Below are 17,081 nucleotides of genomic sequence, written 5' to 3' on the forward strand. Positions count from 1 at the left end.
GTCGGACCGCGTCGGCTCCGCGTCGGACCGCGTCGGCTCCGCGTCGGACCGCGCCGGCGGAGAGTCCGGCTGCCCCGGCGGATTGTCCCTGGCGGGGGATAGTCTCGGGAGGTGACACCCCCGTCCCCGGCCGGACGTGGGGCAATTGTCGTGTGCCGAATCGAAGGTTGTGATCATGACGACGCTCGCCGGCCTGCTCACCGCAGCCCTCGGCGACTCCGCCCTCACCCGGGCCAGGAACCTCGCCCGGGGTGATTTCGCGGCCGCCGACGGGCTGGACCTCACCGCGCCGCCGGCGCTGCGCCCGTTCGTGGTGGCGGCCGTCGCGGCGCGGGCCGAGGCCGGCGGCGCCGGGCGGCCGGTGCTGGCCGTCACCGCCACCAGCCGGGAGGCCGACGACCTCGCCTCGGCGCTGGGCAGCCTGCTGCCGGCCGACCAGGTCGCGGTCTTCCCGGCCTGGGAGACGCTGCCGCACGAGCGGCTGTCGCCCCGCTCGGACACCGTCGGGCGCCGGCTCGCCGTGCTGCGCCGGCTGGCCCACCCGGACGCCGACGGACCCGGTACGACCGGCCCGGCCGGGCCGCTGCAGGTGGTGGTGGCGCCGGTCCGGTCGATGCTGCAGCCACAGCTCAAGGGCCTGGGCGACCTCGAACCGGTACGCCTGTCCGCCGGCGCCGAGGCCGACCTGGACCAGGTCGCCCGCCGGTTGACCGACCTGGCGTACGCCCGGGTGGACCTGGTCACCAAGCGCGGCGAGTTCGCCGTCCGGGGCGGCATCCTGGACGTCTTCCCGCCCACCGACGAGCACCCGTCCCGGGTCGAGTTCTGGGGCGACGAGGTGGAGGAGATCCGCACCTTCGCCGTCGCCGACCAGCGGACCATCGACCAGGTGCCGCAGTTGTGGGCGCCGCCCTGCCGGGAGTTGCTGCTCACCCCGGCGGTCCGGCGCGCGGCCGCCGCGCTGGCCGAGCGGCACCCGGAGCTGGCCGAGATCCTGGACAAGCTGGCCGAGGGCATCCCGGTGGAGGGGATGGAGTCGCTCGCGCCGGCCCTGCTCGGCACCGAGAGCCTCGAACTGCTGGTGGACCGGATGCCGGCCGGCACCCACGTACTGCTCTGCGACCCGGAGCGGATCCGGACCCGGGCGCACGACCTGGTGCGTACCTCGGAGGAGTTTCTCCAGGCCAGCTGGGCCGCGGCCGCGGTCGGCGGCCAGGCTCCGGTGGACCTCGGCGCGGCCGCCTTCCGCACCCTCGCCGACGTGCGGGCGGCGGCCGCGGTGCTGGGCCAGCCGTGGTGGTCGACCTCCCCGTTCGGGCTGACCGAGGCGGAGCCGGCGGCCGGCGGCGGGTCCGAGCCGTGGCTGGCCGAGCCCGAGCCGGTCACCGTCACGCCGGACGACGGCGCGGCGCTGGCCGCCGCCGCGCAGCCGGTTCCGCTCTACCACGGCGAGACCAACCGGCTGGTCGACGACCTCAAGCGCTGGACCGGCGACGGCTGGTCGGTGGCCCTGGTCTTCGAGGGGCACGGGCCGGCGCAGCGGGCCGTCGAGGTGCTCCGGGACGCCGGCATCGGCGCCGCGTCCACCGAGACGATCCTGACCCCGCCCGGCCCGGGTGAGCTGCTGGTCACCTGCGGCGGACTGAACCACGGGTTCGTCGACCCCGGGCGGCGGCTCGCCGTGATCACCGGCAACGACATCACCGGCGGGCGCGGCTCCACCACCCGCGACATGCGCAAGATGCCCAGCCGGCGGCGCAACACCATCGACCCGCTGGAGCTGCGGGCCGGCGACCACGTGGTGCACGAACAGCACGGCATCGGCCGGTACGTCGAGCTGGTGCAGCGCAAGGTCAACGGCGCCGACCGGGAATACCTGGTCATCGAGTACGCCCCGAGCAAACGCGGCCAGCCCGGCGACCGGCTGTTCGTCCCCACCGACCAGCTCGACCAGCTCTCCCGGTACGTCGGCGGCGAGCAGCCCACGCTGCACAAGATGGGCGGCTCGGACTGGCAGAAGTCCAAGGCCCGGGCCCGCAAGGCGGTCCGGGAGATCGCCGCCCAGTTGATCCAGCTCTACGCCGCCCGCAAGGCGTCCCGGGGGCACGCCTTCGGCCCGGACACCCCGTGGCAGCGGGAGCTGGAGGACGCCTTCCCGTGGACCGAGACGCCGGACCAGTTGGCCGCCATCGAGGAGGTCAAGCGGGACATGGAGCAGACGGTCCCGATGGACCGGCTGATCTGCGGCGACGTCGGCTACGGCAAGACCGAGATCGCGGTCCGGGCGGCCTTCAAGGCGGTCCAGGACGGCAAACAGGTGGCCGTCCTGGTGCCCACCACGCTGCTGGCCCAGCAGCACTACAACACGTTCGCCGAGCGGATGGGCCAGTTCCCGGTGCAGATCCGGCAGCTGTCCCGGTTCGCCACGCCCAAGGAGGCCGAGCAGACGTTGGAGATGGCCGCCGACGGCAGCGCGGACATCGTCATCGGCACCCACCGGCTGCTCCAGGCGGCCACCCGGTTCAAGTCCCTGGGCATGGTGGTCGTCGACGAGGAGCAGCGGTTCGGCGTCGAGCACAAGGAGCATCTCAAGACGCTGCGCGCCTCGGTGGACGTGCTGAGCATGTCGGCCACCCCGATCCCGCGGACCCTGGAGATGGCGATCACCGGCATCCGGGAGATGTCCACCATCGCCACCCCGCCCGAGGAGCGGCACCCGGTGCTGACCTTCGTCGGGGCGTACGACGACAAGCAGGTGGCCGCCGCCGTGCACCGCGAGCTGCTCCGCGACGGTCAGGTGTTCTACCTGCACAACCGGGTCGAGTCGATCGACCGGGCGGCCCGCCGGATCCGGGAGCTGGTGCCCGAGGCGCGGGTGGCGGTGGCGCACGGCCAGATGGGCGAGGACGCCCTGGAGAAGGTCATGGTCGGCTTCTGGGAGAAGGAGTACGACGTCCTGGTCTGCACCACGATCGTGGAGTCCGGCATCGACATCCCGAACGCCAACACGTTGATCGTGGAGCGGGCCGACCTGCTCGGCCTGGCCCAGCTGCACCAGATCCGCGGCCGGGTCGGCCGGGGTCGGGAACGGGCGTACGCGTACTTCCTCTATCCGCCGGAGAAGCCGCTCACCGAGCACGCCCACGAGCGGCTGGCCACCATCGCGCAGCACACCGAGCTGGGCGCCGGCATGTACGTGGCGATGAAGGACCTGGAGATCCGGGGCGCCGGCAACCTGCTCGGCGGCGAGCAGTCCGGCCACATCGAGGGCGTCGGGTTCGACCTGTACGTCCGGATGGTCGGCGAGGCGGTCCAGCAGTTCAAGGGCGAGAAGCCGGAGGAGCAGGTCGATGTCAAGATCGACCTGCCGGTGGACGCGCACCTGCCGCACGACTACGTCGGCGTGGAGCGGCTGCGGCTGGAGATGTACCGCAAGCTCGCCGAGGCCCGGGACGCCACCCGACTGGCCGAGGTGGTGGCCGAGATGACCGACCGGTACGGCGAGCCGCCGGCCGCCGTGCAGAACCTGGTCGCGGTGGCCCGGTTCCGCCTGCTGGCCCGCCGGTACGGGCTGACCGAGGTCACCCTGCAGGGCAAGCACGTCCGGTTCGGCCCGCTGCCGTTGCCGGACTCCAAGCAGCTACGGCTCAAGCGCTACCACCCGGACGCGGTCTACAAGCAGGCCACCGACCAGGTCAGCGTGCCCCGCCCGAGCACCCGCCGGATCGGCGGCGAGCCGCTGCGCGACCAGGCCCTGCTGGAATGGTGCGGCCAACTCCTGAAAGATGTTCTCGGCGAGCGCGAGGAGTGAGCCGGTTTTGCGAGCCCCGCAGTCGCGAAGCAAAGATCGGCTCAGGCGAGCGCGAGGAGTGAGCCGGTTTTGCGAGCCCCGCAGTCGCGAAGCGAAGATCGGCTCTGGTGAGCCGGTGGCCGCCGGGACGGCCGACGCCGGGTCATGAGAGAGTGACCGTCATGCGTGCTCGCCGTCTCGCCACGATCGCGGCCGTCGCCGTGATGGGCGCCCTCAGCCTGTCCGGTTGCGGTACCGACCCCGATGTCGCTCTCTACGTGGACGGGCACAGCTATTCCCGGGCCGAGGTCGACGCCGTCGCCGCCGAAATCCCGAACCAGACCAAGCCGGAGCAGGTCAAGCTCATCCGCGGTCAGGTCGTCCAGCTGCTGGCCGTGCGGGACTCGATCGCCCGGTACGCCAAGAACCACGACATCACCGTCCCCGCCCCGGACGTGGCCGGTTACGCGCAGGAGAGCGGCCTGCCGGCCGACAAGCGGCACACCGAGCTGCTCGCCGGCATCGCGGCGTCGTTGACCGCCCTGCAGCAGGCCGCGCCGTCGGTCGCGCCCAGCGAGGCCGACCAGCGGGAGGCGCTGGCGAACAGCACCGTGCAGGGGCAGCCCGTCACCGACCAGTTCGAGGCCGTCCAGAAATACCTGGGCAAGGAGCAGCTCGGCAAGGTCGTCGGGGTCCGGAACGCGCTGCGGGAGGCGTTCGCCGAGGCGAAGGTGACCGTCAACCCGGGCTTCGGTGACCAGGTGTTCCAGGTGCCCGGACAGATCGGGCAGGTGAACCTCTGGCTGGGCGTGCCGGTGCGGGGCACCGAGAGCCCGGTGACCGATCTGCCCACCAGCGCCGCGCCGACGGCGACGCCGGAACCCTGAGCATGCCGGCCCGGGTCGTCCTGCTGGTCACCTCGCCCCGGCTGCCGGCCGGGCTGCTGACCGCGGCGGCCTGGGACGTCGTACGGGAGAATCCGGTCCTGACCGGGGCGGACGGTGCGCTGGCCACGGCCGTGCGGTCGGCCGGCGCCGAGGTCACCGTGATCGCGGACCGGGCCGCCGACGCGCTGCTGCACGCGGCGACCGCGCACGGTACGGCGGTGTGGCTGGCCGGTCCGGCCGGTGACGAGTCGCTGGCCCGGGAACTCGGCCTCCGGCTGGCCCGCGAACCGGGCCTGGCCGAGCTGGAGCTGATGTACGGCTCCTGGGACCCGCCCGGCGCCCGGCTGCTCGACGCGGTCGCGGTGATGGACCGGCTGGTGTCACCCGGCGGTGACCCGTGGAAACGGGAACAGACCCACGCCTCGCTCGCCCAGTACCTGCTGGAGGAGTGCTACGAGGCGTACGACGCGATCGCGGCGGGCGACCTCGCCGCGCTCCGCGAGGAGCTGGGCGACGTGCTGCTGCAGGTGGTGCTGCACGCCCGGCTGGCCGAGGAGTTGCCGGACGGCGAGCGGTGGAACGTCGACGACGTGGCCGGCGGGCTGGTCGACAAGATGATCCGGCGCAACCCGCACGTGTTCGCCGACGAGCGGGTCGACACGGTGGAGGAGATCACCGCCAACTGGGAGCGGATCAAGCGGGCGGAGAAGCCCGCCGGTTCGGCGTTGGACGGGATCGCCCTGTCCCAGCCCGCGCTGTCGCTGGCGGCGAAGATCCTGCACCGGGCCGGTCGGGCCGGGCTGGACGTACCGCTGCCCGAGCCCGCCGACGAACCGGAACGGCTCGGCGCGCACCTGCTGGCCACCGTGGCCCAGGCCCGCGCGGCCGGTCTGGACCCGGAGGCCGCGCTGCGGCGCGTCGCCCTCCGCTACGCCGACGCGGTGCGTGCCGCCGAGCCGGCGGGCGGCCCTATCTCTTCGTGACGGCCAGGTCCGTCCCGGTCGTGACCGCGTCCCCGGTCATCGGCCGGCGGCGCGGCAGCGGGGTCGGCCGTGGGGTCGGCCGTGGGGTCGGCGGCGGGCCGGGGCGGTCGTGGTCCGCCGGCGCCGGCGGTTCCTCCGGGGCGGCGCTCAGGGCGAGCTGCGCGTGCCGGGGACGGTCCGGCCGGCGGGTGAGGCCGAGAGCCAGGCCGACGGTCACCACGAGTACGCCGGCGCTCTGGTCGAGGCGCGGCGGCTCACCGGCCTGCGCGGCCGCGGTGAGCAGGGTGGCGATCGGCATCACGCCACAGATCATGCCGGCCCGTTCCACGCCGAGCCGGCGCAGTCCGACGAACCAGGCCAGGAAGGCCACCACGGTCATCAACGCCGCCAGGTAGACCAGGGTGGCCGCCTCGGTCCGGGTGGGCAGGCGCCACCGGTCCACCTCGCCGGCCGGTACGGAGGCTGCCAGCAGCAGCGGCACGGCCAGCGCGCAGCTGTAGGCGGCGACCCGGACCGGGCCCAGCCGGGGGAGGATCGCGGCGGCGAGGGCGGTGAAGGCGATCTCCCCGCCGAGCGCGCCGAAGGCGAGGACGAGCCCGATCCGGTCGGCCCGTCCGCCGCCCTCCACCAGGACCGTGCCGGCGACGACCAGCACCGCCGCGGCGAGCAGCCGGACCGCCGGGCGGCGGCCGGCCAGCAGCGGGCCGAGCAGGGCGAAGCCGAGCGGCGCGGTGCCGATGACGGTGCCCAGCACGGCCGGGTCGGCGTGCGGCAGGGCGTACATGATGCAGGCGCTGAAGGCGGCCATGCCGGTCGCCGCGAGCAGGGTGAGGGTCAGCCAGTCCCGCCCCGACGGCCGGACCGGACGGTGCCGCGCGACGCGACCGGCCGCCCGCGCGTCGTACCGCCACTGCGGGCGCGGGATGGGGGCGGACAGGCCGGGGAAGAGCACGGCGACGGCGAACAACGCCACCGCGGCGAGGGCGTAGCGGACCGCCTGACCGGTGAGCGGGGGATAGTCCAGGAGCAGCTGACTGATGGAGACGGAGCTGCCGACGATCGCCATACCACCCACACAGAGCAGTACGGCCAAGCTGTTCGAAACACGCACGCACTAGACACTAGGCTGTAAGTGATCAGCGGCACAGATCCACTTACGACAAGAAAGTGGTTAGGGTCGAGATCATGACGGAATTCGTGCCGCTCGCCGAACGGATCGTCGACGCCCTGCTGGAGCACCGCCCGCGCCTGGCGACGCACGTCGGCGACCACCGGCTCGACGACCGGCTGCCGGATCTGTCCGCCTCGGCGGTGGCGGCCGACGTGGCGATGCTGCGGGACGCCTCGCACGCCCTCTCCGAGATCGACGAACTCGACCTCGACCCGGCCGAACAGGTGGACCACGCCCTGCTCAGCTCGCTGGTCGAGGGGGAGCTGTTCGAGCTGACCGACCTGCGCGAGCACGAGTGGAACCCGTTGGCGCACAACCCGGGCGACCTGCTGCACGCGTTGCTCGCCCGCCCGTTCGCGCCCGCGCAGGAGCGGCTGCTCGCGCTGGTCGGCCGGCTGGCGGCGGTGCCGGACGCGCTGGCCACGGCCCGGTCGGTGCTGCGTGACGTGCCGCGGATCCACGCCGAGACGGCGATGGGCCAGTTCGCCGGCACGGCGACGCTGATCCGCGACGAGGTGCCTCGACTGGTCGACGAGGCGCCCGAGTCGCGGGTGGTCGTGCAGCGGGTGGCTCGGGAGGCCGTCCGGGAACTGGACGGCTTCGTGGCCTGGCTGGCCGGACCGGCCGACGATCCGGCCGGCCCGACCCGGGAGCCCCGGTTGGGCCGCCGGTTGTGGGAGGCCCGGCTGTGGCACACCCTGGACACCGAACTCTCCGCCGCGCGGCTGCTGGAGCTGGCCTGGGCCAATTTGGACCGGGTCACCGCCGAGATCCGCGAGGTCGCGGCCGAGCTGGTCGGCGGCCCGGCCGACGACGCGACCGTACGCCGGGCGCTCGACCTGCTCGCCGACCGGCACCCGGACGACGGCTCCATCGTGGACCTGGCCCGGGTCACCCTGGCCGAGACCACCGACTTCGTCCGCGCGCACGACCTGGTCTCGCTGGTCGACGACCCGTGCGTGATCCAGGAGATGCCCGAGTTCGCCCGCGGCGTGGCCGCCGCCTACTGCGACGCGCCCGGTCCGCTGGAGCCCGCCGACGTGTCGACGTTCTACTGCATCTCACCCACCCCGGCGGACTGGCCGGCGGACCGGGTCGAGTCGTTCTACCGCGAGTACAACGACCAGATGGTCCGCAACCTCACCGTGCACGAGGCGATGCCCGGGCACTTCCTCCAGCTCGCCCACGCCCGTCGCTACCGGGGCAGCACCCGGGTCCGGGCGCTGACCGGTTCCGGGGTGTTCGTCGAGGGCTGGGCGGTCTACGCCGAGGAGCTGATGGTCCGGGCCGGCTTCGGCGGCCCGGCGGTCCGGATGCAGCAGCTCAAGATGCAGCTCCGGATGACGATCAACGCCATCCTGGACCAGTTGGCGCACTGCGCCGACCTGCCCGAGGCCGAGGCGATGGCGCTGATGACCGGCCGGGGCTTCCAGGAGGAGAGCGAGGCGGCCGGCAAGTGGCGGCGGGCCCTGCTCACCTCCACCCAGCTGTCGACGTACTTCGTCGGCTACACCGAGATGGCCGACATCGCGGCCGCCCGGCCAGCCGACGTACCGGCCGGGCGGTGGCACGACCGGATGCTGTCGTACGGCTCGCCGCCGCCCCGCCACCTGCGTACCCTGCTCGGCCACTGACGGTCCGGGACGGCCGGGGAGTCAGCGGGCGCCGGTCCGCCGGTCGGTCACGCCGGCACCGGCCGGCAGGGTGAAGACCTCAGCGTCCACGCCGACCCGGTAGCCGGTCAGCGAGAGGTCCACCGGATTGCCGTCGACCACCCCGACGAACTTGCCGAGCACCCCGTCGCCGGTGAGGCACACGTCGAAGCTCGACGCGGCGGCGTGCGTGAGGTTCCGTACCCGGACGCAGGTGGCGTGCCGGCCGGCGACCGTGGTGTCGGTCTGGGTGATCTCGGCGGTCGGATCGAGCGCCGCGTCGTTCAACAGGCCGATCACCACGGGCGGGGCGATCAGGCCGTGCCGGCCCACCCCCGCGTACGTGGTGAGCGCCGGCCGCCCGTCGGACCGGGCCGGCGCGCTCAGCGTGCAGGTGGGCCGGCCCCCGGTCTCGCACTCGGCGATCGCGTCGGGTGCCACGGTCAGCTTGCCGCCCGGATAGACGTACGCGCTCCGGGCGGGCCGCTGGGCCTGGGCGATCGTCCCGGTCCGCCCGCCCGGCAGTTGGTACTCCGCCGACCAGGTCAGCGTCGCGGCCCGGTCCAACTGGCTGGCCAGGTCGTTGACCAGGTCGGTCCGGCCGCCGGCCGCCCGGTTCGCGTCGTCCAACGAGTCGCAGCCGGCGAGCAGGAGCACGGCGACGGACGGTCCGGCCAGCGCACGGCGGAACGGCCTGGAGAGGACTGGCATGGACACCAGACTGGTCGATCGGATCAAGCCCGCGCAAACCCGTTCCCGCCGGGGACCGCCGGCGGCCGGCACGGCCGCGCCGAGCGTCCGGACCGGCGCCCGCCGACGCGGCGCCCGCCGGAACCCCGCTCCCGGCGGGTGGTCGGTCGCGGAGCCTGGCTCCGCGACCCACCGGCAGACCGATACGCTGCCATCGGAACGCCTTCCGCCGCACCGTCGCGGCCCACCGGACGGATCTGATCGACAACGAGGAGCGACACAGTGGCCACCATCGAGGGAATCGTCGCCCGGGAGATTCTCGACTCGCGCGGCAACCCGACCGTCGAGGTCGAGATCGGGCTGGACGACGGCACCACCGCCCGCGCCGCCGTACCGTCCGGTGCCTCCACCGGCGCGTTCGAGGCGGTCGAACTGCGCGACGGTGACTCCGACCGCTACCTGGGCAAGGGGGTCGAGAAGGCGGTCGCCAACATCGAGGACCGGATCGTCGACCAGATCATCGGCTTCGAGGCCAGCGAGCAGCGGCTGATCGACCAGCGGATGCTGGACATCGACGGCAGCACCGACAAGTCCGAGCTCGGGGCCAACGCCATCCTGGGCGTCTCGCTCGCGGTGGCCAAGGCCGCCGCCAGCAGCGCCGAGCTGAGCCTGTTCCGCTACCTGGGCGGTCCGAACGCGCACCTGCTGCCGGTGCCGATGATGAACATCCTGAACGGTGGGGCGCACGCCGACTCCAACGTCGACATCCAGGAGTTCATGATCGCCCCGATCGGGGCGCCGACGTTCCGGGAGGCGCTGCGCTCCGGCGCCGAGGTCTACCACGCACTCAAGTCGGTGCTGAAAAAGAAGGGCCTGTCCACCGGTCTCGGCGACGAGGGCGGCTTCGCGCCCGACCTGCCCAGCAACGCGGCCGCCCTGGACCTGATCTCGGAGGCCGTCGAGAAGGCCGGCTACCGGGTCGGCACGGACATCGTCTTCGCGCTGGACGTCGCCGCCACCGAGTTCTTCTCCGACGGCACCTACACCTTCGAGGGCGCCGGCAAGTCGGCCGACGAGATGACCCAGTACTACCACAAGCTGATCGACGGCTACCCGATCGTGTCGATCGAGGACCCGCTGGCCGAGGACGACTGGGCCGGCTGGAGCGCCCTGACCGCGTCGATCGGTGACCGGATCCAGATCGTCGGCGACGACCTGTTCGTCACCAACCCGCAGCGGATCGCCCGGGGCATCGCCGAGCAGGCCGCCAACGCCGTCCTGATCAAGGTCAACCAGATCGGTTCGTTGACCGAGACGTTCGACGCGGTCGACCTGGCCCACCGGGCCAACTTCCGGTGCATGATGAGCCACCGGTCCGGCGAGACCGAGGACACCACCATCGCCGACCTGGCGGTGGCGATGGGCTGCGGCCAGATCAAGACCGGCGCACCGGCCCGCTCCGAGCGGGTGGCCAAGTACAACCAGTTGCTGCGGATCGAGGAGGAACTCGCCGACGCGGCGCGCTACGCCGGCGCCGGTGCGTTCCCGCGTTACCGTTCGGCGTAACCACGATCTTGCGGTCCGGGCGCCCCGGCGGGCGCCCGGCCGCACGGCGTGTTCCAGTACGACGTGGTGATCCGTGCGGGGTGCCGGAGCCGGCGAGGCCGGTTTTCCGCGCGGGCCCGGGCGAGTCAGCGAGGACTCGGGGGAGGAGGTGTGGCGGGCATGAACCAGCGCCGCACACCGAGTGGTCAACGACCGGCCCGGCGATCGGGTCGACCCGGTCGCGGCGGTGCCCAGGGCGGCGGCCGGTCGACGGCCCGCGACGCCGGGGTACGCGGCGATCGGCGGGGCGCGGCCGGACGTACCGGTGGCGCCGGTCGGGCCGGTGACCCGGCGCGCTCGGCGAACCGGCCGGCGGCGGCCCGGCGGGCGGCGGCCGGCGGCGCGGTCAAGCGCACCACCGCGGCCGAGCCACGGCGGTTCACCGGCCGGGCGACCATCCTGCTCGGGGTGCTGATCGCGCTCGCCCTGGCCTACACCTACCCGATCCGGGTCTACCTGAGCCAGCAGTCCGAGATCGCCCGGCGCGAGGCGGCCCTGGCCGAGCAGCGCAAGAAGATCGGTGAGCTGTCGGAGAAGGCCCGGCTCTGGGACGACCCGGAGTACATCAAGGCCCAGGCGCGGAAGCGGTTCTACATGGTCTATCCCGACCAGGTGCCGCTGGTGGTGCTGGACGACCCGCAGGCCGCGCCCGCGAACCCCGGCCAGCCGGCCGGCGGCACACCGAACCAACCGGCCGACCCCTGGTACGACACGCTGTGGTCGAGCATCCGGGCCGCCGACGGCGAAGGACACCGCCAGTGAACGACCGGGTGAACGATCCGGGGCCCGGGCCCAGCGCGGCGGAGTCCGTACCCCCGCCGCGGCGCACCGAGGCCACCGGGCGGGACCTGGCCGCGGTCCAGGCGCAGCTCGGCCGCCCGCCCCGGGGCACCCGCGCGGTGGCCCACCGCTGCCCGTGCGGCCTGCCCGACGTGGTGGAGACGACCCCTCGGCTCGCCGACGGTACGCCGTTCCCGACCCTGTTCTACCTGACCTGCCCCCGGGCCACCGCCGCGTGCAGCCGGCTGGAGTCGGCCGGACTGATGCGCGAGATGGCCGACCGGCTGGCCGCCGACCCGGAGCTGGCCGCCCGCTACCGGGCCGCACACGAGGACTACCTGACCCGCCGGGAGGCCGTCGGACAGGTCCCGGAGATCGCCGGCATCTCCGCCGGCGGCATGCCCGGCCGGGTGAAGTGCCTGCACGTGCACGTCGGGCACGCGCTCGGCGCCGGCCCCGGGGTGAATCCCTTCGGGGACGAGACCCTGGCCCTGATCGAGCCGTGGTGGACCGCCGGCCCCTGCGTCGACCTGCCCGAGAACCCCGATGGACGGTGACGTCCTGATCCGGCGGGCCCGGACCGCGGACGTACGGGGCATCCGCCGGCTGATCGACCTGCAAGGCCCGGGGCTGCTGCTCGACAAGGCCACCGTCACCCTGTACGAACACGTGCAGGAGTTCCGGGTGGCGCAGCGCCCGACCGACGGCGCGATCGTCGGCTGCGGGGCGCTGCACGTGATGTGGGAGGACCTGGCCGAGATCCGCACGGTGGCGGTCGACCCGGAGTGCCAGGGCATGAAGATCGGCCGTCGGATCGTCACCGAACTGCTGACCACCGCCCGGGAGCTGGGCGTGACCCGGGTCTTCGTGCTCACCTTCGAGACCGGTTTCTTCGGCTCGTTCGGCTTCGTCGAGATCGACGCCGCCCCGGTGCCGCACGCCGTCTACGAACAACTGCTCCGCTCGTACGACGAGGGTGTGGCCGAGTTCCTGGAGCTGGACCGGGTCAAGCCGAACACCCTGGGCAACACCCGGATGCTGCTGCGCCTCTGATTCCGCGGGCGGCCCCGCCGCCGGCCGGGCCCGCGGTGCGCCGGCCGGCCGGCACCAGCCGGGCTGATCCGGTGCGTCGGCCGGGTCGTCGCTCGGCCGGGTCGGTGGCCGTAAGGTGACAGCCGTGACGAGAGTGGCGGCGATCGACTGCGGGACCAACTCCATCCGGCTGCTGGTGGCCGACCTGCCGGATCCGGCGGCCGGAGCGACCGCGCCACTGGTGGACGTGCTGCGCCGGATGGAGATCGTCCGGCTGGGCCAGGACGTGGACCGGACCGGCCGGCTGGCCCCCGAGGCGATCGAACGGACCCGCGCGACGCTGGCCGACTACGCCGCCGAGATCGAGCTGCTGGGCGCGGAGCAGGTGCGCATGGTCGCCACCTCCGCCTCCCGGGACGCCGAGAACGCGGACGAGTTCCGGGCCATGGTGCTCCGTACCCTCGGGGTCGAGCCCGAGGTGGTCAGCGGCGACGAGGAGGCGCGGCTCTCCTTCACCGGCGCGGTGCGCGGCCTGCCGGCCGACGTGCCGGCGCCGTTCCTGGTGGTCGACATCGGCGGCGGCTCGACCGAGTTCGTGGTCGGCTCCCGGACCGACCCGGCCGCCGGGGCCAGCGCGCCCGGCGGCCCGACCCGGGCCGGCGGCGACCCGGTCGGCGGCCTGGCGCGGGCCGGCGCGGGCGCCGCCGGGGTGGCGGTGCACGCGGCGGTCTCGGTGGATGTCGGTTGTGTTCGGATGACCGAGCGGCACCTGCACGACGACCCGCCGTCGGCGGCCGAACTGGCCGCGGCCGAGGCGGACGTCACCGCAGCCGTGGACCGGGCGCTGGCGGCCGTGCCGGGCCGGGAGGCGGCCACCCTGGTCGGCCTGGCCGGCTCGGTGACCACCGTCGCGGCCATCGCGCTCGGCCTCGGCGGGTACGACCCGGAACGCATCCACCACGCCCGGATCTCCTACGACGAGGTGGCCAAGGTGACCGCCGACCTGCTGGCGCGTACCTCGGCCCAGCGGCTGGAGATCCCGGTCATGCACCCCGGCCGGGCCGACGTGATCGGCGCCGGCGCGCTGGTGCTGCAGACGATCATGCGGCGGGCCGGCAAGGACGCGGTGATCGCCAGCGAACACGACATCCTCGACGGCATCGCCTACGGCCTGCTGTAGCGCGTCGCCGGCAGCGGACCGCTCCTATACTCGCCCGATGATCAAGGGGTGGCCGGTCGTACCGGAGCGGGTGGCGGTCACCGCCGCAGGCCCGGACGCCGAGGTCGAGCGGGGCGACGGGGTGACCTTCGGGTACGGGGCGGACGCCCTGGTCGTCATCGTCGAGGCGGGCGACCGGCCGGGCGGCAGCGCCGTCGACAACGCGAACACCCTGATCCTGCGCGAGCCGCTGCCCGGCGTGCTGAGCCGGTGGATACACGCGAAGAACGTGGCCGGGCAACCGCTGCTGGGCTTCGTCCGGACGGCCGACGGCTGCCTCGCTCTCGGCACGCTCCGTCAGGCCGTGAGCCGCTACGACGGGATGGATCCCTGGACCGGTGAGCTGGGCGTCCTCACGTACGCGGAACTGACCTGGCCCGAACGGTTGCCCCACGACCTGCTGGACCTGGTGCGCCCGACGCCGGTGTTGCCGGTGCCCGGCATCGAGTGGCTGGCCGACGTACCGCGGGATCCGGTCGGGGCGCTGCGGTCGTTCGTCACCGGCTGGTACGCCGACGTGCCGGTGCCACCGGTCGCGCCCCGACCGGCGGCCATGCGACTGCCGTCGGCGTTGCTGGCGTTTCACGACGTCGCCGCCGGCCGTGAGGACGTCCTCGGCCGGCAGGACCACCTCACGCCGCTGGACGAGATCGAGTACGAGGACGACGAGCCGCTGGTGACGTTCGCGGCCGAGAACCAGGGCGTCTGGTGGGCGCTGATCGACCCCACCGAGGACGACCCGGTCGTCTGGTACGACGGCGGCCCGGACCGGTTGCGGGAGCGGGAACGGCTCAGCCGCTTCCTGCTCCAGTTCGCCGTGAAGGAGGCGGTGTCCAGCGCCCCGTTCACCGGCTTCGCCACCGTCGACCAGCGGACCCTGGACCGGTTCGTCGCGGACATGGCTCCGGTCCCGCTGCGACCGATGCGGGTGCCCGGCGACCCGACGCGCCTCTGGGTGACACCCGGCCTGGTCGTCGAGGCCGCCGACGTCGGCGAGGACGGTATCTGGCTGAACGTCGGCAGCCGGCAACGCTCCGCCCTCCGGCCGCTGCGCTCCCGCCTCGACTGGGAACGTTTCAACGGCTAGTGAGTGAAAATGCCGCCCGCCGGCCCGGTTGGGCGGGGTGGTGGAACAGGCCGAAATTAGGCCATCCTCTGCGTGACGCGTCGGCCGGTGTCCACGGTCCGGCGGCTGACCGTCAGGAGGCAAAGATGACCGACACCCGGTTCCCCCACACCCGCCCCGGCCGGATGACCTCGCCCGGGGCGTACGCGGGCCTGCTGGACACCATGCCCGCCGACCTGCCGGGTGCCGTCCGCGCCGGGCACGGCCTGCTCGTCCACGAACACCTCACCCAGGTGTACGGGGTGACGCTCACCGACGCCGACCGGGAGACCGTCCACCTGCGGCCGGTGGAGCAGTTGCTGGCCCGGATCGCCGAGCGCGACGACCGGCCGCTGGACGTACCCCGACCGCCCGAGCGGCGGGTGGCCGCCAACTGCCGGCATTTCACGGTGCTGCTGGTCACCGCGCTGCGGACCCGAGGCGTGCCGGCGCGGGCCCGGTGCGGGTTCGGAAACTACTTCGGCACCGGCTGGCACGAGGACCACTGGGTGGCCGAGCGCTGGGTCGCCGGATCGAGTGGGTCGGACGCCGGGTCGGGTGGGTCGGACGCCGGGTCGGGTGGGTCGGATGCCGGGTCGGGCCGGCGGGATGCGGGGTCGGGGCGGTGGGTGTTGACCGACGGGCAACTCGACGAGCGGCAGCGCGAGCTGTTCGGGATCGAATTCGACGTGCTGGACGTACCCCGGGACCGGTTCGTGGTGGCCGGTGACGCGTGGGCGCGCTACCGCGCCGGCACGCTGGACCCGGACCGGTGCGGGCTCAGCGGCGTGCCGGAGGGCGGCTGGTGGTGGATCGCCGGCAACCTGATGCGCGACGCCGCCGCGCTGTGCGGGACCGAGCTGTTGCCGTGGGACTGCTGGGGCGCCATGCCCGAGCCGGCCGACTCGCTCGACGACGAGCGGGCGGCACTCTTCGACGAGCTGGCCCGGCTCACCCTCGACCCGGACACGCACGCCGACGAGCTGCGCCGGCTGACGGCGGACGCCCGCCTCCGGCTCCCACCGACCGTCCGCAACGCCCTCCGCCACCGCCCCGAACCCCTCTGACGGCGAACCATCCTTCGCCCGGCGGTGCCCGGTGGTGGCCAACCCGGCGGTGGGTCCGTCGGGCGGTGGGCTGTGAACGGTTCTTGTTGCTGGAGCGACAATAAATGTCCCCAGCCTGCGGTCGGGTGTGCGTTACCTGTCGTCGTCGGCGCGTTCGGGGCGGTGTTTGGCGATCCACTTCTCGACGTCGGCCGCGTCCCACACCTTGCCCATGGCCAGCACGGCGATGGGCTCGGGGAAGTTTCGGTGCGAGGTGATCACGTGGACGCGCTGCTTGGAGATACCGCCGAGCATCTGGCGGATCTCGTGCGCGCCGACAAGTCTCACGCTCTTGACCGTAGGCAACCCCACTAGGGACTAGGGTCAAGACTGCTGAGGCCTTGACCCAGGTCAACAGGGGCGGCATGCTGTGGGCATGTCTTTTCGACACATTGATCAGTCCGTACCACTCGGGCCGCGGCATCGGCGGGTGTGGCGCCGGTGGGGGCGGTGGTGCAGTTGTGGCTTCCGGTGGCGATCCTGCCCGGACCGGTACGCCGCCGTGCCGACTACCCGGTCGGGGAACCTGCCGCCGTACTGGGGGAGGGCCACGACCGACGAGTTCACCCAGTTGGAGCGGGCCCGGGTCTGGCGACGCAACCAGGGGCGTTGGTGAACCTGCCGCCCCGGCTTGGCCGCCACACCCCGGTCCGGCCGCTCTGGATCTGCCGGGCCTGCGCCGGCCCGTGGCCGTGTTCCCTGGCCCGGCTGCTGCTCAAGGCCGAGTATTGGGACCGCCGCGCGGACCTGCCCGTCCAGATGACCACGGTGCTCTACGAGGCGGTCGCCGACCTGCACCGGCTCGACCCGGCCGCCGTCGACCCGGCTGCGATGTTCAACCGGTTCGTCGGCTGGACCCGGCGCAACCACCTGGGCCGGATCCCGGACCTGTCGGCACAACTCGCTGCCCTGGATGCGGAACTCCTCCGCCGCCTCCCCGACTGACGGCTGGTGCGTGCCGCCGCGCGGCTGCCGAAGCAGCAATATCCCCGACATTGCTGCTTCCGCGCGACCGCAAAGCAGCAAAGTCTCCGACATTGTCGTCTCGGCGCCAGCGCCAG

15 protein-coding genes are annotated in these 17,081 nt (G+C 73.4%); 12 read left to right on the plus strand and 3 right to left on the minus strand.

All coding sequences use genetic code 11. From position 1 onward, the window contains the following. The first annotated feature begins 175 nt into the window (after positions 1-175). The 3 genes from mfd to ACFOX0_RS22910 all read left to right on the plus strand — a co-directional run bounded on the left by mfd (position 176) and on the right by ACFOX0_RS22910 (position 5,660). Positions 176-3,811, plus strand: coding sequence for a transcription-repair coupling factor (mfd, locus tag ACFOX0_RS22900; protein WP_377549461.1), 3,636 nt, complete (start codon positions 176-178; stop codon positions 3,809-3,811). A gap of 161 nt (positions 3,812-3,972) precedes the next feature. After that, positions 3,973-4,677: a hypothetical protein gene (locus ACFOX0_RS22905; protein WP_377549463.1), complete on the plus strand. Its 705-nt coding sequence runs from the start codon at positions 3,973-3,975 to the stop codon at positions 4,675-4,677. A 2-nt stretch (positions 4,678-4,679) separates the two neighbouring features. Beyond that, positions 4,680-5,660 carry a nucleoside triphosphate pyrophosphohydrolase gene (locus ACFOX0_RS22910; RefSeq protein WP_377549465.1) on the plus strand — a complete coding sequence of 327 codons (981 nt, stop codon included), beginning with the start codon at positions 4,680-4,682 and terminating at the stop codon, positions 5,658-5,660. Here the strand turns inward: ACFOX0_RS22910 and ACFOX0_RS22915 are convergent. Beyond that, positions 5,647-6,771: a DMT family transporter gene (locus ACFOX0_RS22915; RefSeq protein ID WP_377549466.1), complete on the minus strand. Its 1,125-nt coding sequence runs from the start codon at positions 6,769-6,771 to the stop codon at positions 5,647-5,649. The genes ACFOX0_RS22910 and ACFOX0_RS22915 overlap by 14 nt on opposite strands. A gap of 74 nt (positions 6,772-6,845) precedes the next feature. On the opposite strand from ACFOX0_RS22915, the gene ACFOX0_RS22920 reads away from it, so the two are divergent. Beyond that, complete coding sequence (locus ACFOX0_RS22920; RefSeq protein ID WP_377549468.1) at positions 6,846-8,465, plus strand: DUF885 domain-containing protein; 1,620 nt, start codon at positions 6,846-6,848, stop codon at positions 8,463-8,465. A gap of 21 nt (positions 8,466-8,486) precedes the next feature. Here the strand turns inward: ACFOX0_RS22920 and ACFOX0_RS22925 are convergent, their stop codons facing one another. Further along, positions 8,487-9,194, minus strand: a complete 708-nt coding sequence (locus tag ACFOX0_RS22925) for a hypothetical protein (RefSeq protein WP_377549470.1) — start codon at positions 9,192-9,194, stop codon at positions 8,487-8,489. 261 nt (positions 9,195-9,455) lie between these two features. On the opposite strand from ACFOX0_RS22925, the gene eno reads away from it, so the two are divergent. From eno to ACFOX0_RS22960, 7 genes are all read left to right on the plus strand, one after another. Further along, complete coding sequence (gene eno, locus ACFOX0_RS22930) at positions 9,456-10,739, plus strand: phosphopyruvate hydratase (protein WP_377549472.1); 1,284 nt, start codon at positions 9,456-9,458, stop codon at positions 10,737-10,739. A 159-nt stretch (positions 10,740-10,898) separates the two neighbouring features. Continuing rightward, positions 10,899-11,540 carry an FtsB family cell division protein gene (locus ACFOX0_RS22935; RefSeq protein ID WP_377549474.1) on the plus strand — a complete coding sequence of 214 codons (642 nt, stop codon included), beginning with the start codon at positions 10,899-10,901 and terminating at the stop codon, positions 11,538-11,540. An 8-nt stretch (positions 11,541-11,548) separates the two neighbouring features. Next, positions 11,549-12,115 (plus strand): DUF501 domain-containing protein, encoded by a 567-nt coding sequence (locus ACFOX0_RS22940; RefSeq protein ID WP_377549604.1) that lies wholly within the window; start codon positions 11,549-11,551, stop codon positions 12,113-12,115. Beyond that, entirely contained in the window at positions 12,105-12,611 is a 507-nt protein-coding gene (locus ACFOX0_RS22945; RefSeq protein WP_377549476.1) for an amino-acid N-acetyltransferase, read from the plus strand. The genes ACFOX0_RS22940 and ACFOX0_RS22945 overlap by 11 nt, the downstream gene beginning before the upstream one ends. 133 nt (positions 12,612-12,744) lie before the next feature. Then, entirely contained in the window at positions 12,745-13,770 is a 1,026-nt protein-coding gene (locus ACFOX0_RS22950; protein WP_377549606.1) for a Ppx/GppA phosphatase family protein, read from the plus strand. 37 nt (positions 13,771-13,807) lie between these two features. Further along, positions 13,808-14,896, plus strand: a complete 1,089-nt coding sequence (locus ACFOX0_RS22955) for a hypothetical protein (protein ID WP_377549478.1) — start codon at positions 13,808-13,810, stop codon at positions 14,894-14,896. 125 nt (positions 14,897-15,021) lie between these two features. Beyond that, positions 15,022-15,981 carry a transglutaminase domain-containing protein gene (locus tag ACFOX0_RS22960; RefSeq protein WP_377549479.1) on the plus strand — a complete coding sequence of 320 codons (960 nt, stop codon included), beginning with the start codon at positions 15,022-15,024 and terminating at the stop codon, positions 15,979-15,981. 132 nt (positions 15,982-16,113) lie between these two features. Here ACFOX0_RS22960 and ACFOX0_RS22965 read toward each other — a convergent pair whose 3' ends face one another. Further along, positions 16,114-16,308 (minus strand): helix-turn-helix transcriptional regulator, encoded by a 195-nt coding sequence (locus tag ACFOX0_RS22965; protein WP_377549481.1) that lies wholly within the window; start codon positions 16,306-16,308, stop codon positions 16,114-16,116. 324 nt (positions 16,309-16,632) lie between these two features. On the opposite strand from ACFOX0_RS22965, the gene ACFOX0_RS22970 reads away from it, so the two are divergent. Beyond that, positions 16,633-16,965, plus strand: coding sequence for a hypothetical protein (locus ACFOX0_RS22970; RefSeq protein WP_377549483.1), 333 nt, complete (start codon positions 16,633-16,635; stop codon positions 16,963-16,965). Positions 16,966-17,081 lie beyond the last annotated feature (116 nt).

Origin of the sequence: Micromonospora zhanjiangensis, assembly GCF_042650605.1 — a bacterium.
GTDB lineage: Bacteria > Actinomycetota > Actinomycetes > Mycobacteriales > Micromonosporaceae > Micromonospora_J > Micromonospora_J zhanjiangensis.